22 protein-coding genes, 1 tRNA gene and 1 riboswitch are annotated in these 23,769 nt (G+C 37.0%); of the genes, 17 read left to right on the forward strand and 6 right to left on the reverse strand.

Features of this window, described 5'->3' with window-relative positions; genetic code table 11:
- The first annotated feature begins 255 nt into the window (after window positions 1-255).
- The 3 genes from uvrC (at window position 256) to ACB089_RS06205 (ending at window position 5,189) form a co-directional block, all read left to right on the forward strand.
- Entirely contained in the window at window positions 256-2,043 is a 1,788-nt protein-coding gene (gene uvrC / locus ACB089_RS06195; RefSeq protein ID WP_374965692.1) for an excinuclease ABC subunit UvrC, read from the forward strand.
- Window positions 2,044-2,280: 237 nt separating this feature from the next.
- Window positions 2,281-2,459: riboswitch (Lysine riboswitch) on the forward strand.
- Window positions 2,460-2,573: 114 nt separating this feature from the next.
- Window positions 2,574-3,800, forward strand: a complete 1,227-nt coding sequence (locus ACB089_RS06200; protein WP_374965693.1) for an aspartate kinase — start codon at window positions 2,574-2,576, stop codon at window positions 3,798-3,800.
- A gap of 132 nt (window positions 3,801-3,932) precedes the next feature.
- Window positions 3,933-5,189, forward strand: a complete 1,257-nt coding sequence (locus ACB089_RS06205) for a methyl-accepting chemotaxis protein (RefSeq protein WP_374965694.1) — start codon at window positions 3,933-3,935, stop codon at window positions 5,187-5,189.
- Between the two features lie 57 nt (window positions 5,190-5,246).
- Here ACB089_RS06205 and ACB089_RS06210 read toward each other — a convergent pair whose 3' ends face one another.
- Window positions 5,247-5,681, reverse strand: a complete 435-nt coding sequence (locus ACB089_RS06210) for a YslB family protein (protein ID WP_368635676.1) — start codon at window positions 5,679-5,681, stop codon at window positions 5,247-5,249.
- Between the two features lie 271 nt (window positions 5,682-5,952).
- Here ACB089_RS06210 and ACB089_RS06215 point away from each other — a divergent pair, with 271 nt between their 5' ends.
- The 13 genes from ACB089_RS06215 (at window position 5,953) to ACB089_RS06275 (ending at window position 16,523) form a co-directional block, all read left to right on the forward strand.
- A complete protein-coding gene (locus ACB089_RS06215) occupies window positions 5,953-6,567 on the forward strand; it encodes a succinate dehydrogenase cytochrome b558 subunit (RefSeq protein ID WP_068983915.1) in 615 nt (204 codons plus the stop codon).
- 66 nt (window positions 6,568-6,633) lie between these two features.
- Window positions 6,634-8,388 carry a succinate dehydrogenase flavoprotein subunit gene (gene sdhA, locus ACB089_RS06220; RefSeq protein WP_368635677.1) on the forward strand — a complete coding sequence of 585 codons (1,755 nt, stop codon included), beginning with the start codon at window positions 6,634-6,636 and terminating at the stop codon, window positions 8,386-8,388.
- A gap of 5 nt (window positions 8,389-8,393) precedes the next feature.
- Window positions 8,394-9,173, forward strand: coding sequence for a succinate dehydrogenase iron-sulfur subunit (gene sdhB, locus ACB089_RS06225; protein ID WP_368635678.1), 780 nt, complete (start codon window positions 8,394-8,396; stop codon window positions 9,171-9,173).
- 462 nt (window positions 9,174-9,635) lie between these two features.
- Complete coding sequence (locus ACB089_RS06230) at window positions 9,636-10,094, forward strand: acyl-CoA thioesterase (RefSeq protein WP_374965695.1); 459 nt, start codon at window positions 9,636-9,638, stop codon at window positions 10,092-10,094.
- 247 nt (window positions 10,095-10,341) lie between these two features.
- Window positions 10,342-10,563, forward strand: a complete 222-nt coding sequence (locus tag ACB089_RS06235; RefSeq protein ID WP_004226437.1) for a LuxR C-terminal-related transcriptional regulator — start codon at window positions 10,342-10,344, stop codon at window positions 10,561-10,563.
- A 74-nt stretch (window positions 10,564-10,637) separates the two neighbouring features.
- Window positions 10,638-11,090 (forward strand): MarR family winged helix-turn-helix transcriptional regulator, encoded by a 453-nt coding sequence (locus ACB089_RS06240; protein WP_368635681.1) that lies wholly within the window; start codon window positions 10,638-10,640, stop codon window positions 11,088-11,090.
- Window positions 11,091-11,100: 10 nt separating this feature from the next.
- Window positions 11,101-11,898, forward strand: a complete 798-nt coding sequence (gene racE, locus ACB089_RS06245) for a glutamate racemase (RefSeq protein ID WP_374965696.1) — start codon at window positions 11,101-11,103, stop codon at window positions 11,896-11,898.
- Window positions 11,899-12,029: 131 nt separating this feature from the next.
- A complete protein-coding gene (gene rph / locus ACB089_RS06250) occupies window positions 12,030-12,779 on the forward strand; it encodes a ribonuclease PH (protein ID WP_374967514.1) in 750 nt (249 codons plus the stop codon).
- Between the two features lies 1 nt (window position 12,780).
- A complete protein-coding gene (locus tag ACB089_RS06255) occupies window positions 12,781-13,374 on the forward strand; it encodes an XTP/dITP diphosphatase (protein WP_368635683.1) in 594 nt (197 codons plus the stop codon).
- Window positions 13,375-13,386: 12 nt separating this feature from the next.
- A complete protein-coding gene (locus tag ACB089_RS06260; protein ID WP_374965697.1) occupies window positions 13,387-13,890 on the forward strand; it encodes a metallophosphoesterase in 504 nt (167 codons plus the stop codon).
- A gap of 133 nt (window positions 13,891-14,023) precedes the next feature.
- Window positions 14,024-15,484 carry a YdiU family protein gene (locus ACB089_RS06265; RefSeq protein WP_374965698.1) on the forward strand — a complete coding sequence of 487 codons (1,461 nt, stop codon included), beginning with the start codon at window positions 14,024-14,026 and terminating at the stop codon, window positions 15,482-15,484.
- Window positions 15,485-15,586: 102 nt separating this feature from the next.
- Window positions 15,587-15,760, forward strand: coding sequence for a DUF2639 domain-containing protein (locus ACB089_RS06270; protein WP_175401694.1), 174 nt, complete (start codon window positions 15,587-15,589; stop codon window positions 15,758-15,760).
- A gap of 61 nt (window positions 15,761-15,821) precedes the next feature.
- Window positions 15,822-16,523 carry a YqjF family protein gene (locus tag ACB089_RS06275; RefSeq protein WP_374965699.1) on the forward strand — a complete coding sequence of 234 codons (702 nt, stop codon included), beginning with the start codon at window positions 15,822-15,824 and terminating at the stop codon, window positions 16,521-16,523.
- Between the two features lie 40 nt (window positions 16,524-16,563).
- On the opposite strand, the gene ACB089_RS06280 is transcribed toward ACB089_RS06275, so the two are convergent.
- On the reverse strand, window positions 16,564-17,202 hold the full coding sequence (locus ACB089_RS06280; protein ID WP_374965700.1) for a hypothetical protein: 639 nt from the start codon (window positions 17,200-17,202) through the stop codon (window positions 16,564-16,566).
- A gap of 435 nt (window positions 17,203-17,637) precedes the next feature.
- Between ACB089_RS06280 and ACB089_RS06285 the strand changes: the two genes are divergently transcribed.
- A tRNA-Arg gene (locus ACB089_RS06285) sits at window positions 17,638-17,711 on the forward strand.
- A 740-nt stretch (window positions 17,712-18,451) separates the two neighbouring features.
- On the opposite strand, the gene ACB089_RS06290 is transcribed toward ACB089_RS06285, so the two are convergent.
- The 4 genes from ACB089_RS06290 to ACB089_RS06305 all read right to left on the reverse strand — a co-directional run bounded on the left by ACB089_RS06290 (window position 18,452) and on the right by ACB089_RS06305 (window position 23,203).
- Entirely contained in the window at window positions 18,452-19,567 is a 1,116-nt protein-coding gene (locus ACB089_RS06290) for a tyrosine-type recombinase/integrase (RefSeq protein WP_374965701.1), read from the reverse strand.
- 162 nt (window positions 19,568-19,729) lie between these two features.
- Complete coding sequence (locus ACB089_RS06295) at window positions 19,730-20,062, reverse strand: DUF771 domain-containing protein (protein WP_374965702.1); 333 nt, start codon at window positions 20,060-20,062, stop codon at window positions 19,730-19,732.
- Between the two features lie 1,210 nt (window positions 20,063-21,272).
- A complete protein-coding gene (locus ACB089_RS06300; RefSeq protein ID WP_374965703.1) occupies window positions 21,273-22,070 on the reverse strand; it encodes an HNH endonuclease in 798 nt (265 codons plus the stop codon).
- Complete coding sequence (locus ACB089_RS06305) at window positions 22,067-23,203, reverse strand: AAA family ATPase (RefSeq protein ID WP_374965704.1); 1,137 nt, start codon at window positions 23,201-23,203, stop codon at window positions 22,067-22,069. The genes ACB089_RS06300 and ACB089_RS06305 overlap by 4 nt, the downstream gene beginning before the upstream one ends.
- Window positions 23,204-23,769 lie beyond the last annotated feature (566 nt).

A 23,769-nucleotide genomic window follows, 5' to 3' on the forward strand; every position in this document is an offset into this window, starting at 1 on the left:
TTTCAGGGATGTCCAAACACCCCCGCTGAAATAGAGGAACTCAGTCTAAGAACGCCACGTCCTGTGGCGACGACTGAGTGACCAACATCACGTTGGCCCAAAGCCTCCGGCAGATGTCACGGAATTATGCCGAGGCATAATGATCCTGTAAGAAAAGAAAAGTCGAGCCATCTAAGATGTGCTCGGCTTTTTTTCGTTATATAATAAAGAGAAAAAGCGAACGCTAGTTTTAACAAAAAGGAGGGCAGGTAGGCGATGAATGATTTAATTAAACGAAAGCTTGAAATTTTACCAGATCAGCCTGGCTGCTATTTGATGAAGGATCGGCAAGGAATCATTATTTATGTTGGGAAAGCCAAAGTGCTGAAAAATCGAGTACGCTCGTATTTTACTGGTACGCATGAAGGGAAAACACAGAGACTTGTAAGCGAAATAGAAGATTTTGAGTATATTGTGACATCCTCCAATATAGAAGCTTTAATTTTAGAGCTTAATCTTATTAAACTACATGATCCGAAATACAATATTATGCTGACGGATGATAAAACGTATCCGTATCTAAAAATTACAAATGAAAAACATCCACGTCTTATTACGACGCGAAAAGTGAAAAAGGATAAGGCGAAATACTTTGGCCCATACCCAAATGCCTATGCAGCTAGTGAAACGAAAAAGCTACTGGATCGTTTATATCCGCTTCGAAAATGTGTGCAACTTCCTTCCAAGGTTTGTTTGTATTATCACATGGGACAATGCCTAGCACCTTGCGTAAAAGATATTGATGCCCAAATTTATCACGATATGATTGAGGATATGACGAAATTTTTAAATGGTGGTGTTGAGGCGGTCAAAAAGGAGCTCGAGGAAAAGATGCTTGCAGCTGCAGAAAATTTAGAGTTTGAGCGTGCAAAAGAGTTTCGCGATCAAATTGCCCATATTGACACTGTTATGCAAAAGCAAAAAATCGTCTCAAGTGATACAACGAACCGCGATGTATTTGGCTATGCAGTCGAGAAGGGCTGGATGTGTGTGCAAGTTTTCTTTGTTCGTCAAGGAAAGCTCATTGAACGAGATGTCTCGATTTTCCCAATTTATCAAGAGGCAGAAGAGGAATTTTTAACGTTCGTTGGCCGATTTTACGACAAGTTAGAACACATTAAGCCGAAGGAGATTTTTATCCCACAATCTATTGATGCGGATATTTTAACGGAATTACTTGATGTTCGAGTGCTAACACCAAAACGCGGGCAAAAAAAAGAACTTGTAGAATTAGCGATTAAAAATGCTGAAATTGCTGTAGCAGCAAAGTTCCAACTTATCGAACGTCAGGAAGAACGAACAATAGGCGCATGTGAGGCACTCGGTGAAGCTATGAGTATTTCAACGCCTTTACGAATTGAAGCTTTTGATAATAGTCATATGCATGGAACAGATGCAGTATCTGCAATGGTTGTATTTATCGATGGAAAACCAGCAAAGAAGGAGTATCGAAAGTACAAAACACGCACAGCTGCCAAACATGATGATTACGGGGCAATGCAGGAAGTAATAAGGCGTCGTTACACACGAGTATTAAAGGAAGGTTTACCTTTGCCAGATTTAGTACTAATTGATGGTGGGAAGGGGCAAATGGAAGTCGCACGAGAAGTATTAGAAGATGAGCTCGGCCTAGTCATTCCAATTGCCGGATTAGCAAAAGATGAAAAGCATAATACGTCACAGCTTTTATTTGGTGACCCACCTGAAGTAATTGCGTTAAAGCGCACAAGTGATGGATTCTATTTACTGCAACGAATTCAGGACGAAGTACACCGTTTCGCCATTACCTTCTTACGACAGCAGCACGAGAAGCATGCCATTCAATCTGTTCTCGATCATATAGAGGGTGTTGGTCCAAAGCGAAAACAGCAATTACTTAAGCATTTTGGCTCTGTCAAAAAAATCCGTGAGGCAAGTGAGTTGGCGTTACAAGAAGCCGGTATGCCTGCTAATCTAGCTAACAATATTCACGCCTATTTTCATTCAGCAGATCGTTCTTTGTAGCGAAAGCAAAGCGTCAGCTATAGAAGACTCCCATCTCTGAAGGTGGTGAAATGAATGCAGATGGAATTCCTTTTCAACAAGAGTCATTGTCAAAGGATTAGTCATATGCTAAGGTTGTATATAACATTGATCTAAAATAGCAATGTTATATACGGCTCCTTAGCTTATTGTAGATGTTTCAACTATATATACTACAAATTTTTTCGCTAAGGCAAAATTAAATACATTCACTATTTAAGTGATGATAGAGGTGCAAGGTTCAAGAGTAGTACATTAGAGGGCGAACAAGTCCAGTGACAATGTATGAAAGGGGAGCTTGCCGAAGTGGAGCATCGTTGTTTCCGATGCTGTGCTGGTTTTGCATTTAATAAATGTAAAACTGTCGATTCTAAACGTTTCGGAGAGCTATCTCACATGCGCAAGTAACTATTATTGTACATGTTATAGGCAGCTTTCACGTTATGTGAGGGCTGCCTTTTTTAGTTTTCTAGAGACAGCGAAATGATTGAATACGAAGGAGAATGATCTGTATGGCGAGAATTGTGATGAAATTCGGTAGTGCTGCATTAGCATCGACAAAGCATATTCAAGATGTTGCGAAAAGGGCGATAGCTGAAAAGGAAAGAGGCTATGATGTTGTCGTTGTAACTGCGGGAATGAGGAGTATGGCGAAAGAATTAGCAGAGATGGCTTGTGATTTATCAGATAGTGCGTCTAAGCGTGAACTAGATGTACTACTTTCAACAAGCTCACAACTATCAAGTGCGTTAGTTGCGATTGCTTTGCAGGAAGAAGGATATCATGCAGTGTCATTAACAGGTTGGCAGGCAGGTATTCAAACTGATGATATGTATTTCAATGCGCGTATCGATGATATTGATGTTAGTCGAATAGCAGAGCATTTTGCACAAGGACAAATCGTAATCGTTGCGGGGGAACAAGGTATTGATTGTTCACAGAATATTACGACGTTTGGTAAAGGCGGAGCGGAAACGACGGCTGTAGCTATCGCGGCGGCATTGGAAGCGGAGCGCGTAGATATTTACACGAATGTGGAAGGAGTCTATACAGCTGATCCAAGTCATGTTGCTAGGGCACAAAAGCTAAAAGAAATTTCCTATGACGAGATGCTAGAGCTATCAAACTTAGGATCACAAATTTTACACCCGCGAGCTGTAGAGTTAGCGAAGAAATTTCAAATCCCAGTTATTATTCGGTCGAGCGTAGTAGATACAGTAGGTACTTTATTGAAGGAGGAAGTTGGAATGGAGAAAAATTTAATAGTTCGTGGTGTTGCCTATGAGTCAGATGTTATTCGTTTAACGGTTGGTTATGATGCTTATTCTGATGCTTCGTTAGCAGATATGTTCACAATACTTGCAAAAAATCGCATAAACGTCGATATCATTGTGCAAGCAATAATAGATGGCTTAAAGCCGACTGTATCGTTTACCATTTTAAAAGAGGCGTTTGCAGAAGCATTACGTGTCTTAGAAGATAGTAAATTATCACTAGGATTTAGTTTTGCTGATTTTGAAATCGGCTTAGCAAAAGTCTCAATAGTTGGCTCAGGTATGGCATCTAATCCAGGCGTTGCTGCCCGTATGTTTGATCGTTTGCGTCGTGAAGGTATCCCGGTAAAAATGGTAAGTACATCTGAAATAAAAGTATCTGTTGTTGTACCTCAGGACGAAATGATTCGTGCAGCAAATGCATTACACGATGAATTCAATTTAGAACATGCACTTTACGTATAATAATGAATGGGGTGTGTCAATAAAAGGCACATCCTATTTTTTTCTTTATATTAATTTAATATTTTATCTATTGATATTATTGTATAGTAAAATGTAATTATATGTTTTACCAAGGAAAAGGTGGAGGTTTGTATGGCATTATTAGGTTTATTTCAAAAGCCAATTGAAAGCGTTGAAATACACAACGATTCCGAAATACAAATATTAAAAAAGCGAATTCAGGAATTGGAACTTGAGCAAGAAAGCATCGATGTGAGAAATGCGATTTTGGACTTTGTACTTGCACATATGGAGTTAATTAATTGTCAAACGGCTTTAAAGGTTCAAAGTGTCTCAACAAAAGTAAGAGATATTTCAGCAATGGCTGAAGAAATGTCATCAAATTCAGAAGAGATACTTGCGGTTGAGCAAAATGTTAATGCAAATATTCAAGAAATAAAACAGCATTCGTTATTACTTGTAGAGGAAATGGAATCATCCATTATAAAAGGTGAAATGGTTCAGGAGCTGTTAGCTAAAGGAGCTCATTCAACAAAACAGTTGAACAATGAAATGAGTAAAATGAATGATATTAGTAAAAGTGTTACAGGGATTGCCGATCAAACACAACTACTGGCTTTAAATGCCTCTATTGAAGCTGCACGTGCAGGTGAGCAAGGGAAGGGCTTCAATGTTGTCGCGATGGAGGTAGGGAAGTTAGCTAATAGCTCGAAAGATTCATTGCAAGAAATGACGAAGATTCGATCAGTTATCGATAAGCAATTACATAATACATTAAAAAATATTGAACAAGTCGAACATTACTTCACTGGTTTTTTAAGTATCATGAAAGGTAATATTGCTAATTTGACAGCAACAAGTAAAAATATTGAAGAAGTAGCAAGTGGAATTCATCAAATAACAGCTGCATCAGAAGAAAATGTAGTAGCTGTAGATCGTTTAGCTGTAACAATGACAGAATTATCACATACAAGTGACTTCTCGGAAATAATACAGAATCAAGTATTTGAAATGTTACATGTTATTGCACCGACAATTCGAAAGCCCTCAGAGCAAACGGTAATTAGCCAATTGTCAGCAAGATTAATGGATCATGCTAGTTTTTTGCGAAATGCTATTCAAAAGGCAGGACATAAAGAAAAGTTAAAAACGCATCATCAATGTGCGTTTGGGAAATGGTATTATGGACATGTTGAGCAATATCAGAATTTACCGGAGTTTCGTCGAATAGAACAACCTCATGAATTAGTACATACGGCTGCTCAAAAATTAGTTAATGAATTGTCAATTATTAATTTAGAGGAAACGATTCAACACTCACTTAATATTTTGGAAGCATTTATGTCGTTAATAGATGTACTTTTAAAAGAAAGACATGCTCAACTATAAATATAGAAATAGAAAAGGATTGTCATCCATCAATTTGGGACGACAATCCTTTTTATTTTATTCGGTAGGAACGGTGTGCATGATTCGTTCTTTGACGTCCCATTTCACTGTAAACATAACGTTTTGTTGCTTTTCACGCTTTTCATCATAGCATTCTGTTAAATAACCTTTTGCTTGCTGGATTTGTTCAGCTATAAATCCTGCTTCAAGTCTAAAGCTACGTAAACCGATTTGTAAAATTGTTGGATCATTTGTCAGTTGGAATATACGTCCATCCTTCGATTCTTTCATAAGCTCTAAATTACCCCAGCAGGCATCTGCGAAAAATGCGATAAGTTCATCTTGACTTTTACATGGGAACTTTCGAGCAAGCTCTTTTCCTGCCCAATAAAGGACGTCATCTTCATGTTTGCCAAGAATGGTAGATAGAATATGATCGCGAATTATCTCATAGCCAAATGATGAGATTGTAGGAGATGAAGTGTTTAACATTGAAATCCTTCTTTCTTAGAATTTTCTTAAAATTTGACGTTAATAAAGTAAAGGTGGCTTTTCCGAGAAAAAACGATGCATCACGTACTAGATTATTTCTTTAATAAGGGCTGTGAAAAACGCCGAGTTGCCTTGACGCTCGTAGCACTTGAGAGTACAATAAACATGTCATAATATTGTACCATGATGAAATACACAGTCAATGAGGTATCATTTACAAAATGATGACTTCTTTGCTGTGCTATTTTAAGTACTAAGGGGGGTAACAGTCTTGTCGAAAGATCGAGAGTTTTTATGGCGTCGTTTACATTCTCTACTTGGTGTCATTCCAGTAGGTCTGTTTCTGATGTTCCACTTGTCAATGAACTTCACTGCTGTTGGTGGTGAACAAGCTTACAATGATGCAGTAGGTAAGATGGAATTAATTCCACATAGTCTTCTGTTAGTAATGGAATGGGTAATTATTTATATCCCATTATTGTTCCACGCATTCTATGGTGTCTTCATTGCATTCACTGCTTCACCAAACACAGGGCGTTTCAGTACATACCGTAACTGGATGTTCTCATTACAACGTTTCACTGGTGTATTCTTAGTGATTTTCATTGCATGGCATATTTTCCAAACGCGTATCCAAAAAGCGTTAGGTGCAGATGTTGAGTTCAATATGATCGCAGATATCGTTGCGAATCCATTTATGCTTGGATTCTATATTGTTGGTATTTTATCAGCAACTTTCCACTTATCAAACGGTTTATGGGCATTCCTAGTAAGCTGGGGTATTACACAATCTCCTCAGTCTCAAAAGATTGCTACTTACGTAACAAACATTATTTTCGTAATTCTAAGTGTAGTTGGTGTGGCTGCTATTTTATCTTTCGTTTAATTTAATAGAAGATACTATAGAGTCCATTCAATCATTGCAATTTTTAAAGAGGAGTGAGAAATAATCATGGCGAAAAGCAAAATAATTGTTGTCGGCGGTGGTCTAGCTGGTCTGATGGCAACGATTAAAGCAGCTGAAGTTGGTACTGAAGTTGATTTATTCTCATTAGTTCCTGTAAAACGCTCACACTCTGTATGTGCGCAAGGCGGAATTAATGGTGCGGTAAATACAAAAGGTGAAGGGGATTCTCCTTGGATCCACTTTGATGATACAGTATACGGTGGGGACTTCTTAGCAAACCAACCACCAGTTAAGGGTATGTGTGATGCAGCCCCTGGTATTATTCACTTAATGGACCGTATGGGTGTAATGTTCAACCGTACACCAGAAGGTCTTCTTGACTTCCGTCGTTTCGGTGGTACTTTAATGCACCGTACAGCCTTCTCTGGTGCAACAACTGGTCAGCAATTACTATACGCACTAGACGAGCAAGTTCGTTCTCACGAAGTAGCTGGTTTAGTGAACAAATATGAGCACTGGGAATTCCTTGGTGCAGTAGTCGATCCTGACGGCGTTTGTCGTGGTATCGTAGCGCAAGATATGCGTACAGAAGAAATCAAATCATTCCGTGCAGACGCTGTTATTATGGCGACTGGTGGCCCTGGTATTATCTACGGTAAAACAACAAACTCTGTTATTAATACAGGTTCTGCTGCTTCTATCGTTTACCAACAAGGTGCCTCATACGCGAATGGTGAGTTCATCCAAATTCACCCAACAGCGATTCCTGGAGATGACAAAAACCGTCTAATGTCAGAATCAGCTCGTGGTGAAGGTGGCCGTATTTGGACTTACAAAGACGGTAAGCCTTGGTATTTCTTGGAAGAAAAATATCCTGCATATGGTAACTTAGTACCACGTGATATTGCAACACGTGAAATTTTCGACGTTTGTGTAAACCAAAAACTTGGTATCAACGGCGAAAACATGGTATACCTAGATCTTTCTCATAAAGATCCACATGAATTAGACGTTAAACTAGGTGGTATCATCGAGATCTACGAAAAATTCGTAGGGGATGACCCACGTAAATTACCAATGAAAATCTTCCCAGCAGTTCACTACTCAATGGGTGGATTATGGGTTGACTACAACCAAATGACTGAAATTCCTGGTCTATTTGCAGCAGGTGAATGTGATTATTCTCAACATGGTGCAAACCGTCTTGGTGCGAACTCATTATTATCTGCTATCTATGGCGGTATGGTTGCTGGACCAAACGCAGTAGATTACGTTAAACATCTTAAAAAGCATGCTGAAGATCTTCCGCAAGAAATTTATGATGCTCGCGTAAAAGAAGAGCAAGCAAAATGGGATGCTGTCATGAAAATGGATGGCACAGAAAACGCTTACTTGATTCATAAAGAGCTTGGCGAAATGATGACAGCTACTATGACAGTAGTACGTTACAACGATCAACTTGAAGATACATTGAAAAAACTTGATGATCTTCTAAAACGTTGGGATAACATCAACATCAACGATACGCAAAAGTGGAGCAACCAAGGTGCACACTTTACACGTCAGCTAAAAAATATGTTACTACTTGCGAAAGTAATGACAAAAGGTGCATTATTACGTAACGAATCTCGTGGTGCTCACTATAAGCCAGATTTCCCAGAACGTGATGATGAAAACTTCTTAAAAACAACTATGGCGAAATTTGATCCAACTACGGGTGAGCCAATCATCACTTACCAAGAAGTTGACGTTTCATTAATCCCGCCACGTAAACGTGATTACTCTGCGAAAGGAGACTAAGAATTATGGATATCGCAGCTAATACTGGAAGAATGGTAAAAGTTGAAATTTTACGTCAAGATACACAAGGTGGCAATGGCTACTGGCAGAAATTCGAAGTTCCTTACCGCCATGGTATGAACGTCATTTCTGTATTAATGGAAATTCAAAAGCATCCTGTTTTGTCAAATGGTGAAAAAACAACACCAGTTGCATGGGACATGAACTGTCTTGAAGAAGTTTGTGGTGCATGTTCAATGGTTATCAATGGCCGTCCGCGTCAATCTTGTTCAACACTGATTGATCAATTGACTGAACCAGTTCGCCTTGAGCCTATGAAAACATTCCCGGTTATTCGTGACTTACAAGTTGACCGTGATCGTATGTTCAATGCACTTAAAAAAGTTAAAGCATGGGTTCCAATCGATGGTACTTATGATTTAGGTGAAGGTCCACGTATGCCAGAAGGTAAACGTCAATGGGCTTATGAATTATCTAAATGTATGACTTGTGGTGTATGTATGGAAGCTTGTCCAAACGTGTCTGAAAAAGCTTCATTCATCGGACCAGCACCATTATCACAAGTACGTCTATTCAACACTCATCCAACGGGTGCCATGATTAAAGACGAACGTTTAAATGCAATTATGGGTGATGGAGGCCTTGCAAACTGCGGTAACTCACAAAACTGTGTAGCTGCTTGTCCAAAAGGTATTCCTTTAACAACATCTATCGCATCATTAAACCGTGCAACTACAGTGCAAATGTTCCGTAACTTCTTCGGTTCTGACCACTTCGTAGACTAATAGTACAAGCTTTACGCCCAAACTCCCTTACACTAAATGTGTGAGGGAGTTTTTTCTATTTTAAAATAAGTAATTTACAGGAAATTCTATCCTAAGGGGCATTATTCGATAAAGATTAATAAACTAAAAGAGTTCTTTAACTACGATATTTGTGACAACAAGCCGAGGAGACTCCGTAGACAATCGGCGAAGCGTTTGAGAAAGCTTCGCATTGTGCCTCCCCTAATCATTTGATATAAAGACAGTGCTCTTACAAATACCGCTTAAGCATAGGACCAATGATTGAATAAGGATAGTTGACTGATCCCGAAGATAGGGTAGTTTGTTGAAAAAAATGAGTGAAAATTCGGATTTTCTAGGATGATTTCATGTTTTCTTATATAATGAATATATATTCATTATTGTTCACTAATTCTGTATGTAGCTTAGAAGAAGTGAATGAAAATTAGGGGGATGGTTAAGATGAAAGCAAATTATATCGGAGATTTTCAGAAATGGGCAAAGGATTTTTCGTTTTTTACTGAGGTACGTGTACGTTTTTCAGAAACGGATATGTTCGGTCATATGAACAATACAGTTAGCTTTACATATTTTGAACAGGCACGAATCGATTATTTTCGCCATTTAGGGATTCTAATGCCATCAGCAAGTGATGAAAATGTGGATAGTATTCCGATCGTAGCTGACTTACAGTGTGACTACGTGAAGCAAGTTTTTTTTGATGATGTATTAAGAATTTATACGAAGATAGCGAAAGTAGGAAACTCATCGATGGATATTCATTATTTAGCGAAAAACCAACATGATGGGGTTTGCTTTACAGGTCGTGGTACGATAGTGCAAATGGATCCTCGGACTGGGAAGAGTGTACCTCTATCTGAAGAAACAAGTGCTCAACTCGTTAGCCTGGGGATTCTGTAACATAAAAGTCGATTCAAAATATTGAGGTTACGGAGCTAAAAATAGATAGAGAGTATTGGGTGCATTTTTTCGCCATTAACAAACATTTCGGCTGATGAAATTGCAATTTCACATGAATTTACTGATTTATGGAAGCGGTTTTCAAAATTTTTCAGGAAACATGTGATATTCATGAAAATAGCCGTCACCGCTCCTCGTTCCTTAACATAAGTTACAATACGTGCGGGGGAGGAGGGTGTAACTGAAAATGAATGGCTCTCATCATCGTTCTCTTTTAACTAACCGAGAACGTGAAATATTTGCGCTTTTATTAGCTGAAAAAACAACGAGGGATATTGCAGAGCAACTTGGTATCAGTGAAAAAACAGTGCGAAATCACATTTCCAACACAATTCAAAAGTTAGGTGTAACGAATCGATCTCAGGCGTTAATTGAGCTGTTACGCTTAGAAGAATTCAAATTAGACTAATGGACACTTGCTATTTCAGAGAAAAAACGACAAAATAGAACTATTCAACGTATTTTTAGGAGTGAAATAGTTATATGTCGGATGAACTAACAAAGCACTCACCTGAAACCGTTGCAACGGTTGAAAAGGAATTACGCTATATAGCGGCCATTGTGAAACAAAAAGGAAGAGAAATTGTTTCACAATATGCGATTACGCCGCCACAATTTGTTGCATTACAGTGGTTAGAAGAGCTTGGAGATATAACAATTGGCGACTTGTCAAACCGATTATACTTAGCTTTTAGTACAACAACAGATTTAGTGGACCGGATGGAGAAAAATGAATTAGTCAAACGTGTACGTGACGAAAATGATCGTCGTGTCGTTGTTGTTCATCTTCTCGAAAAGGGCGAACGTATTATTCAAGAAGTAATTGAAAAAAGACAGCAATATTTGCAAGAAAAACTTGTTGGTTTTAACGAACAAGAAGTCGAGCAATTATCAAGCTTTTTAGAAAAACTACATGTACACATGAAACAGGATTGAGGCGGAAAGTATGAATGCCCCGATAGGCGTTATTGACTCAGGAGTAGGCGGTTTGACCGTAGCAAAAGAAATAATGAAGCGATTACCAAATGAAACGATCTATTATATTGGTGATACAGCAAGATGTCCTTATGGTCCGAGAACTCGTCAGGAAGTACGAAACTTCACTTGGCAAATGGCAAAAGCACTAGAGAAAATGAATATCAAAATGCTCGTCATTGCTTGTAATACAGCGACTGCAGTAGCACTCGAAAGTTTACAAAGAAATATGCCTTTTCCGGTACTAGGCGTTATTAATGCTGGCGCACGTGCAGCTGTAAAGAAAACGAAGCGACATGAAGTCGTTGTGCTTGCAACAGAAGGAACTATTAAAAGTTCGGCGTATGAGGAAGCATTATTGTCACTGAATACGTCAACACATATTATTCCATTGGCATGTCCAACATTCGTACCACTTGTAGAAAGTGGCGAATATAAAGGTGAATTTGCAAATAAACTAATTGAAGAAGGCTTAAAGCCGTTGAAAAATGAACAATTTGATACAGTTATACTAGGGTGTACACATTATCCAATATTGCAAAAACAAATTGAAGCTGTGGTCGGAGAAGAAGTCTTTGTACTATCTTCCGCAGAGGAAACAGCAAAGGATGTTCAAGAAATGCTTGCGTATAATGGTACTTTGGCTGACACAGATGCAGTGCCTGCTCATAAATTTTTTGCAACCGGTTCTGTTCCAATTTTCCGTTCGATTGCTGAAAATTGGCTTGAGCAAGGTACTCTCAATATAAAACGTATTACATTAAAATAAAAAATCAGCTTAGCAGTGGGCTAGGCTGATTTTTGCCATTTTTAGCATTGTACATAAGGGACTGAGCACTTTTTTGAAGGATAAAATTATGGTAAGATGAGGGCGCGAAAGTTTTTAGGAGGAAAAAAATGATGACAAGATTTGATGGAAGAAATGTAGATGCACTGCGTCCTGTGAAAATAGATAGTGAGTATTTATTACACCCAGAAGGCTCAGTTTTAATTCAAGTAGGCAATACAAAAGTAATTTGTACAGCAACGATTGAAGATAAGGTTCCTGGGTTTTTACGTGGACAAGGTAAAGGTTGGATCACGGCAGAATACTCGATGCTACCTCGTGCAACAGCACAGCGTACACCACGCGAATCATCTCGTGGCAAAGTCAATGGCCGTACAATGGAAATCCAACGTTTAATTGGTCGAGCATTACGTGCTGTAGTTGACCTAGAAGCACTTGGCGAGCGTACTGTATGGATTGACTGTGATGTGATTCAAGCAGATGGAGGCACACGTACAGCCTCAATTACAGGCGCATTTGTAGCGATGACACAGGCAATTGCCAAATTTGCAGAAGAAAAACAACTAGAAAAGTTCCCAGTAACAGACTATTTAGCTGCAACAAGTGTTGGTATTGTTGAGGAGCAAGGGGCAGTTTTAGACTTAAACTACGTTGAAGATGTCGCTGCTGCCGTAGATATGAATATCGTTATGACAGGGGCAGGTCAATTTGTTGAACTACAGGGGACAGGCGAAGAAGCAACGTTTTCTCGTGAAGAATTAAATGAACTGCTAGCGTTAGGTGAAAAGGGCATTCAACAATTGATTGCACTTCAAAAAGAGACACTAGGTGGTTTGGCTAACAAAGTGGGAGGAAATGAATAATATGAATCAAGTAGTGATTGCCACTAAAAATAAAGGAAAAGCAAAAGATTTCGAAGCATTATTTGGTCCACTTGGCTATGAAGTAGTAACGATGTTTGATGTTGCACCAGAAATGGAAATAGATGAAACAGGCACTACCTTTGAGGAAAATGCCATCATAAAGGCAGAAACATTAGCAAAAGAGCTAGGCACAATTGTTATTGCTGATGATAGTGGCTTAGCTGTTGACGCATTAAATGGTGAGCCAGGCGTTTATTCTGCACGTTACGCTGGTGATCATGATGATGAAGCAAACATGGTTAAGCTGTTAGAAAACCTAAAGAATGTCGAAGATGAAAAGCGTACTGCACGTTTCTGCTGTTGCATCGCTATTGCGGGGCCAGGTTTTGAAACGACAACAGTTTTTGGTACTTGTGAAGGTGTCATTGCACACGAAAAACGTGGTACTAATGGGTTTGGTTATGATCCTGTCTTCTTTGTCCCAAGCTTAAACCGTATGATGGCTGAGCTAGTTGCCGAAGAAAAGGGAGCAATTTCCCACCGTGGGAATGCGATTCGTAAGCTGAAGGAACAATTGCCAAATCTTATAAAATAAGAGGTGATATCCATGCAAATACTAGTCATGAGTGACACACATGGCGATAGTGATGTGATTGAAAAAGTTCGAGGCTTTTACCCAAAAGTCGATACGTTCATTCATTGTGGAGATAGTGAGCTTCCGTTCTCACATAAAGCATTGGATGGTATGAAGAAAGTACGAGGAAATTGTGATATCGATCAAGCTTTTCCGGATGAAGCAGTATTCGATATAGAGGACGTAACAGTCTTTGTAACACATGGTCATTTATTCAATGTTAAAACTTCAATCTTGTCATTATCATATCGTGCCAAAGAGGTAGATGCGCAAATTGTATGCTTTGGGCACTCTCATATTCTTGCTGCTGAAATGATTGAGGATGTCTTATTTTTAAATCCGGGGAGCTTATTAAAACCACGTGGTCGTAAAGAAAAAAGCTTTGCCCTTGTCGAGATTGAAGATACGTATTTTGAAGTAAAGTTTTTTACGGATGATAATCACTGTATTTCCACTCACAAGTTTATACGAAAATGATGGAACAAAAACGCTTAGGTTAAAATAACTCAAAGCGTTTTTGTTTTATTAGCAGAAAGCTAAATGGTAAAAATGGCTATGAATTGTTTATGATGAAATAGAAAAAATAACTATAAACGACAAAGGAGAAAACATGGACAATACAAAAGGATGGAATTTTGATAATAGCTATGCCCGTCTACCAAACATTTTTTATACATTACTCACTTTAAATCCAGTTCGTTCACCAAAATTAGTAATGTTAAATGAAGCGGTCGCACAGTCACTTGGATTAAATTTCAATGCATTACAAAACGAAGAAGTGGTAGCGATTTTTGCGGGTAACAACAGCCCGACTGGTGGCACGCCCATCGCCCAAGCTTATGCCGGACATCAATTTGGGCATTTTAATATGCTAGGAGACGGAAGAGCGCTGTTGTTAGGTGAACAAATAACACCGAATCATGAGCGATTTGATATCGCGCTGAAAGGCTCGGGAAGAACCCCTTATTCCCGAGGTGGAGATGGCAGAGCAGCACTTGGTCCAATGCTACGTGAATATATTATGAGTGAAGCAATGCATGCACTCGGTATTCCAACCTCTCGAAGCTTGGCTGTCGTGACTACAGGCGAAACGATCATTCGTGAAACCGAGCTTCCTGGTGCAGTTTTAACTCGGATTGCAAGCAGTCATTTACGAGTGGGAACTTTCCAATACGCAGCAAATTGGGGAACTGAAGAGGAGCTAAAAGCTTTGGCAGATTATGCTTTGGAGCGACATTTTTCTAATGTTGATAAAGCTCAAAATCGTTACCTCTACCTACTTCAGGAAGTCATGAAGAAGCAAGCATCTCTCATTGCGAAATGGCAGTTAGTCGGTTTTATTCATGGTGTCATGAACACAGATAATATGGCCATTAGTGGGGAGACGATTGATTATGGTCCTTGCGCTTTCATGGATATCTATGATCCAGCGACAGTATTTAGCTCGATTGATCGACAAGGTCGTTATGCGTACGGTAACCAACCTAATATCGGAGGGTGGAATTTAACACGTTTTGCTGAATCATTATTACCATTAATCGATGAAAATCAGGAAGATGCCATAAACCTAGCTCAAGAGACATTACAACAATATCCACAGCTGTATTATGCAAACTGGTTAACAGGTATGCGAGCAAAACTTGGGTTATTTAACGAAGAAGATCAGGACGTAGCACTAATTGAAGAGTTTCTATCGTTAATGCAGCAGTATCAGGCAGACTATACGAATACATTTATTGCATTAACCTTCGATAAATTTGATGAATCAAAGTTATTTAGTGCAAAAGAATTTAAAGAATGGCATCAGAAATGGCTTGGAAGACGTGAAAGACAACAGGAAACAACAGCCATGTCTCACCAATTAATGCGGGATCATAATCCAGCAGTAATTCCACGAAATCACCGTGTAGAAGAAGCATTAGAGGCTGCTGTTGAATGTGGAGACTACAGTGTAATGGAACGATTACTGAACGCTCTTGCACAGCCTTTTGCACATACTAAGGAGCAGCGGGAATATGCTACATTACCAACACCGTCTAACCAACCATATCGAACTTTTTGTGGCACATAAGTTAAAAACGAGGGATAAATTCCTTCGTTTTTTTTATGTGCAATAACCGTAACCACACGAAACTCCTGAGCATACGCTATGTATGAATATATGTGAAGGAGAATGTGTGACGTGTATAAGTATTCAAAAGGTTGGTTTGTTAAGCAACTTCGAGATCATGGAATTTTGGTGCATCCACAATATAAAAGTCATTTAGGCAATTATAAAGAATCCGAATTACGCAATTTATATTACAAATATGTTGAAAAAGAAACGTTCGATTCAGAACAAAAATAATCATTTTCGTTTGAATAACTCCTTTGTAGGAAAGAATTTTACTACAGAAGGGAGTTATTTTATGTGGAGCAAACCGTGGATTTTGACGCAAATATGGCAGGATGTGTTGTTTCTACATTGGCCAATATCACCTAATGAAATAGAGCCGTACATCCCTCAAGAATTGCAACTGGATCTCTATGAAAATAACGCTTGGCTTAGTGTTGTCCTTTTTAAAGTAAAAGGACAACGCTTGAGATTTCTACCACCATTCCCTGGGATGGATTCCTATTTACAGCTTAATGTCCGTACATATGTTACATATAACGGCATGAAAGGTATTTATTTTTTTAACTTAGATGTTACGAATCGTTTTATTGTACAAATAGCTACAAAGGGTGGTCTATCATATCGCCATTCAAAAATATCTTTAAAACAAAGAGGTAACCATTTTTCTTTGACAAGTTTACATCACGGAGCGCTGGCTGAAAGGTTGAAGATTTCATATCAACCGATTTCCGGTGCAATAATGAGTTCTACCTTAGAAAAATGGTTGGTGGAACGTTATCATTCTTGGTCGAAATGGAAAAATTTATTACTGCGCATAGATATAAGTCATATGCCATGGCAGTTGCAACGGGTCAACATTGATATCGGAAGCAATACACTAGCTCCTTTTGTGAATGAAACAACAAAAGGAATTCATCCAATAGCTCATTATTCAAAAATACAAAAGGCTAGAATTGATCCACCAATAGTGGAAATGAAAAACCAGCTTTATTAACAAATTAACTTTGTTAAAAGAGCTGGTTTTATTAATAACATTAATAAAAAAGATAGCAAAATTGCATCACAATGGCACTAGCAATCATATCCGACATAGCAATTGCCTCGGCCGGAACGACATCAAAAATTTGAACACCCTCTTGATAGTTTTTCTGAATCATTGCTACAGCTTCTTTTTTTGTTAAAGCTAAATGCGTATAGAACATTTTTTGCACTGCCTCTATACTCAAATATGGATTAATTCGATTCAAAAATATTATGATGTCGTTAGCATTACGATACCATTCCTTTTCTTTTGCCTCTGCTGTTGCTGCATCCCCTTTGGCAGCTGCAGTCACTAACTGTGCTGCAATAATAAGATGTTCCTTAATCAGCTCGGTATAGCGATCAGCAATTTGGTCACCGTACAATGGACGTAGACTATTGCCTAAGTCGGTCGCATTTCGTAGCAGTCGTTCCTGCACATAGGGTAAGTCAGGTAAGCCAAAGACAATACTGATAATCGTCATCCTCGTCCAATTGACGTGCTCCATCCATAATAAACGATTCATTGCCATAAAATCAGCTTCAGCTTTACTAATACAGCGCCGACAATCGTTCTGTGGTAGTGAAAAATGGCGAATCGGTGCGGTATATTGGGCGTGAGAGGTATTATAGAGCGTGCCTAAAGGATTCATATAATATCCATCTGGGTAAGGGAACAATGAGTATCCACTCCTTCTAATATTCTTTCTAATCTAGAATACTCTAAGGTACTTCCAGTTATGAAAGAAGTGAATCTGTTTTATTCTTATTACAACATTGGCATTATTTCGTGCATATGCTAATACAATGTCTTTGCCAATCCCTTGTGCATCACCAGTTACGACACTACTAAATCATTCAAACATTTTAGGATCCTCCAGTTTTTTTGCTTTTGATTATTTTAGTAAAAAATCTGTTATGATTAGCAAAAGTAGTTTTGAGAAATGGCATAAAGGGGTATATGAAATCATATAATATTTATCATGAGGCAAACCTTGCCTTCATAGTAAAATTAATGTTGACATTCTGCTTTAAAGCGCATATAATAAATATTGTCGTTAATATAGTTTATATAGAGATGACACCATGTCTCAGTAGCTCAGCAGGATAGAGCAACGGCCTTCTAAGCCGTCGGTCGGGGGTTCGAATCCCTCCTGGGACGTATCCAGGTTCAGATAGAATAAGTTTGAACCAACTGAAAAGCGCTTCAAATCCTTTAATATCAAGGGTTTGAGGCGTTTTTCCTTTTTTTGAGAATCCGTTAGAAAAGGGTAGAAAATGAAAAGTTTCTACACATTTTCTACACAAGAAAGAGTAGCACGAAGACGCTACTTGTCTACTGTTGCACTAAGCCTCTGTAAGGTTAAGTGTAACTATTCGCATACAATTAGCCGAAGTTCTCATTAAACCACTTATTTTTGAATGCCATTCAACATTCTTCGTGAAATACTTTATAATTTGGAATGAATTAAATGAAAATTGGAAATGAATATGTGTAAAATGAAGGTGTAGATAGTTATAAGTGTTTTATGAAGATATAGAAATTTATTGCTACAGCTGCTTTAAAAAGACTATATTTACAGTAGAGATCTGCATAAAAATAGTGGAGTGGACAGTTATTGTAGTGAATGTTCAGGCATTTGGTTTGAGTGGCAAAATCGAGCAGTGGAGCGGGAAATGGAAAAATGGATTGAATATAACCAAGGGCTCGTAAATTAACCCAACATTCACTTTTCTAGTCTAGGCACAGGTATTTAGTTAACCGAATCCTCAACTAAAGCTTCCGTTTAGAGGCTTTCTCGAAAATATGTGGAGGCCTCTTGTTAGAAATCACGAAAATAAAACCGCTTAAATCCTTTAATAGGATTTAAGCGGTTTGCGTCTTTATAGAAAACGATGTTTCTAAACCACAAGAAGTTGTTCAAAGATATCGCTCGCCTGTTCTGAATCGCGCTCTCGCAACTCTTTTAAGACGTGAGCATACGTAGACGTTGTAATATCGATGCTAGCGTGTCCTAGACGTTCTGATACATATAAAATCGAAATACCTTTGTAAAGCAGGATACTCGAGTGCGTGTGACTTAGGCCGTGGACAGTAATGAGCGGTTTAATATTTAAGCGCTTTAGAATGGAGCGAAGGGTATCATTTAGCCTGTCATTTGTGACAACGGATATATCCGAAGATGGTTCAAAGAAAACTAAGTTATGCACATTCGCTGGATCATTTTTCACGGTAATTAAATGCTTTTGTAATGCTTTCATTGTTCGTTTATCAGTCGTAATTGTTCGCTCCGATTTTTCAGTTTTTAAGGGGCCAAAACCACCGCCTTCTTTATACTGCCATTGACGACGTACCTTAATCCGATTGTTTTTAAAGTCTAAGTCATTAATACATAAGCCAATTAACTCTCCGAATCGTATCCCTGTAGATAGAGCTAAAATTAACATAGTATTTTCAATACCTTGGTCAACATTTTTGTGTAAATCTTGTAGTAACGATTGGCTACTCATATAATCAAGAAATTTTTCAGAACTCTTTTTCCCAGAAGAACCTGTGACAGTGACATTTCGGGTGAAATCATTTTTTATTAATTTTTCATCAAATGCTTCCTTCAAACAGGTGAGAATGTAACCATTTAGCTTCCGATTAGTATCCTTTGCATTTGTTTCTCCTAAGTCATTTAGGAAGCTTTGATAATCTCGCTTTGTGATTTTTTGAATAGGCGTATCTTTAAAATGACTAAGAATTTTATTGTACGTTGCTTGATACGATTTTAAAGTAATAGCACTAACATCCTTCTTATAAGTCTGATACCACTCTAAGAAATATTGAGCGAAGGCTATATCCTTTTTTACACCTGCAATTCCTTGGGCTATATTGGTTTCAATTTGAGCTGCTGCTACAGAAGCCTCTTTTTTTGTGCGAAAGCCTCCTTTTCGAATCGGCTTATATTTACCGTTTTCCATATAACTCACAGTGTATTGCCAAGTGTTCCCCCGCTTTGATATGCTTGCCAAATTATATTCCTCCGTTTCGATACATTGAGTGTCTATTTAGATTTTTAGGTATAGCTAAATCATTCCCACTATTTCTATAGGCTAAAACTAGCCAATCATTCTCAAAATAAACGATCTCTAAAAAGTGGGAATGAAAGTAAGTTTGTAGAAGCACGAAATTTCTCATTGTTGTTTAGGATGATGAATGTCACTAAAGTTTTCATCTAAAAACTTCATCATTCTCTTCGCGTGAAAGCTCCAGGGCTGTCCTTTTTTATAAGGATAAAAGACGAACCCGCCTAAGGATGCATCCAATTCTTGTTTGAATTTAGGGATATAGAGGATATTCTCTTTAATCCAATCTTGCTTTCTATTTATGCGATCCTGTAAATCTTGCATTGACCAGTAAACACCGTCTAATCGGTTTTTCTGTAACTCCTCTAACTCGAATTTGTCGACAATGACATATCCTTCAGGAATTTGAACGGTAACGTTTAAGTTTAATTTCTGTTGCATTTGAATCTTCCTCTACCAAAATATTTAAACTGTTCAATTACTTAAATAGTTACTGAATGATTATGAGTACATTAAATTCTATTAGGTATATAAAAAACAATAGGAGAGACTATGAATATGTATTGTGATATAAGAAAGGTGTTTATACGAGAGAATTTGATGTTTAATAGTTATTATTTGCGCAAAAAAATACGGTGGGCTATGGCGAGAAAGAAAAACAAATGAATTTTTATCAAGTACAGAAGAATCATTGTACTAATCAAATGAATGATGCAAAGCGATATAGCAATGGTCAATTTTGATAATGGTGCAGGCTATTTGAAGAGGAAGGGCTTTTTGTTATTGAAAAGGGTAATTTTATTAGAAATGGAATTTATAATTGTTTCGATCGAATGAATGTAATAGACAGCTATAAGCATAAATCTAAAAGTGAAATTGAGCGTTAGATTAAATAGAGCATCTTTAGGAGGTGGATTTGGAATGGAGTTAGCAGAAGTGATTGGTGGTATCTTTGTGAATAGCATTTTTTTCAGTGCATTCCTAATCGGATATAAGAAAGATTCATCGTTTTTTGCTGGATTGGATGAATCTCTATAAGAATTACGAGAATATCAAAGAATTAAGAGTTTATTGTGGGGTATCTTCTATCTATGCGTTTAATATTAGCTAACGAAGTGCATTAATCCAAGAAGGATGAAGTTACTTAATCAAACTAGTTAAACTCAGTAATTGTAGTTCGATTAAGTCTGATTTATCTAGGTTTAAGCAATCCTCAAATTAACAGAATAAAATAAACTCAACTCAAAAAAAAATTATGTGAGCAAATGTGTGAGCATTTTGGTTAGCAAGTGATCTGTTTTAAATTGCTAAAGTAAAGAGGTTTCAAAGGAAGACAGAGAGAATCTACAAATCCGTAAAATTCGCTCTGTTTTCTCTTTTTTCATTACACTAAATAATTCAATCGTCTTTCTAGGTACTACTGAGCATCAGACTCATATAAAATTCCAATTTTCATAATTAATCCCCTTCACCCCTTATAAACTTATTTTCGTAAGAGGTGCTGAGTTTGTTTAATAAGAAAATATTGATTGGGCATAGGGGAATTTCCCAAGTCCCTTAGAATAAAAATAAACTTCAGTAAAAAAATCTAATTGAAGGTTCGTTATTATTCTTTACCAGTGTATTAGCTTGTGACATTTTAAATAAACGCCTAATAGTGAGATTGTTGTTGAAAGTTTCTTAATAGGTATTTTTTAAATAAAGTGATATCTGTGGATAGAGCGTTTTTTTCAAGAGCTGTTAATTTTGTATGAAGTTCAATATCCCATTTCCCCTCAATAATTAAAAATTCTTTAATTATCATAAATGTTGTACTGTTAGTTATTAAGGTGCTGATAATTGCTGAATATGGAGAGGTTTCAACGCCTTCGTTTAAGATTGCTTGTGTAGAACTAACAATTTTAGTTAACATTCGATTAGTTTTGTTTTCTCGGTAATTTAGAATAAGTTGATAAATGTTTTCTAAACCTTTAATTGTGACTTGACTTAATGAATATCGAGCAGAAAATAATTTATCGAAGTCATTCAGGTTAAGCTCTTCAATGGTATTATCACCGGCTAAAGTAACAGGGCGCAAAAGGAAGTTATCGAGAACCATATGATCTTTAGGTGACATAATAGAAGGGTTTACGAAAGGATTTATATAGGTATCGTATTCTCCCTTAGATGTATTGCATCTTTTGCAACTAGGTAATAAGTTATCCCAGTCAACAACTTCATTCGGATATTTATCTTTATGATGGAAATGTTCTACTTCTAAATAGTTTGATTCTTTATTTAATAGGCATTCACAAAATGCACATTTATTGTGGGAGCTTAATAAAAGAGCTTCCTTTATATATTTTTTCCTCCAGACAGGTTTACTATTATCTTTATAGTCTTGAGTGAGAGTAACTTTAACTTGTGTTGTTAGTTCGCTTGGGCAGGGTACCTTATTTATTTTTATCATAAATTACCTCTCATAGTAGCAATTTGTATTGATAAAATTTTACCCAGAGGATTATTAGGATGTAGCAAGCGTTTTAATTCCTCTAAATTATATTGAGCATTATCAATTTCTAAATGGTCTATTGAATATTTAATTGATTCTATTAATTCGTTATATAAATCTGAATGCGTATTTTTTAAGCCCATTACGTCTTCTAAAATTTCTTCTATGGACCATCCTTGATAACCATATTCAAGGTTCGCATTATTTCGTTGGGCAAAACAAAGACCATAGTTATTTTTAATTGTAATAACTTCGTTAGCTTGTGTAACTTGAACTATGTGAGGACTATGTGTGGTTGCAATTATTTGAGCGTTAGGAACCATCCATCTTAAGATCTCAAGTATTTTCTTTTGCCATTCAGGATGAAGATGTAAGTCTATTTCATCTATCAAAATGAGTCCGTCATATTCTCGAATGGGTTGATTAAAATCAACATCAGTTGCTTTTTTAATAATCTCTAAAAATATAGATAAACAAGATAAGTAGCCAGCAGATAAATAACTTAAGGGAATTTCTCCTTCAAGTGTTGAAACTAAAATTTCAGCATCCGTTTCTATAAACTCGTTATTGTAGTATCGAGGATTAAAAGATTTATCTTTATTACTATTTTTAAATATAACTCTACTAAACTTAATATTTGGATCTAATTTTTGAAAACACTCAATAGCTAACTGTAGGTCATCATATTCAGAAATTGCTAATTGATTTTTTTCAAACATTTCTCCAAACCATTTTTGAATAGATTTCATCTTAAATGAATTGGATTGCGTTCTATGTATTGTAAAATATAAAAGATTATTCGATATTTTTCTTGTATGCCGATTGTTATTTTTAGTATCTAGGTATCTTTCTTGAGAAAATGGATCATAATCATTGTATCCATAAATGAAGTAGTAACCTTCAGAAGAACTTAAATTTTTACTAAGTTTATTATTCTTTTTGTTAGTTATACCTGTTGCAATACATTCTAAAATAGTCGTTTTTCCTACTCCGTTTCTTCCGCAGATAATATTAATACCTGGTTCAAATACTATTTTTAAATCATTTATACCGTTAATTCCAAATATATCTATACCTTTCACGTCTAACATATAATAATTCCCTCCCATTTTAGTATACAAACAATTTTACAATATATTCAAAGTGAAATGTATATTTCAAATTTTTCTAGTATATATAAAGCGTTGAATTTCTTTATTAACCGATATCCAGATGATATGGGTTAGTGAAGAATGGGATGAAGGTGAATGGAATGTTGAAGATGACAACCTTGATGTCATTGTAACTTTCTCTGACTGTTCTGAATGGATTGCGAGTTTTTCACCTACAATAAGATAAAAAAATTGAGAGAGAAGAATGTAAAGACAGACGAATGTATGAAAGATGCATATCTTTAGTCAAGCGATATGGTTGCAGCCAAAGCATCATCTCCGTTTGAATGGGCTTCAGGCTTAAAAGATAAATTCGAAAAAGCAATGGTTGAAGCGGGATATGTGGATTCGCACGACAACATTATCTAAAAAAGAGTCCGTTTATGAAAACCAAGGTCTATACAATAGCTATTAACTATTTCAGTTAAAATAAATATTATTTTTTATATAATGTTAATTAACTTTTTTTACAAATAAAGTTTTTTGATTTAATTATGATAAACTTA

The sequence above is a fragment of the Lysinibacillus sp. RS10 genome (assembly GCF_041956855.1).
Taxonomy (GTDB): domain Bacteria; phylum Bacillota; class Bacilli; order Bacillales_A; family Planococcaceae; genus Lysinibacillus; species Lysinibacillus xylanilyticus_A.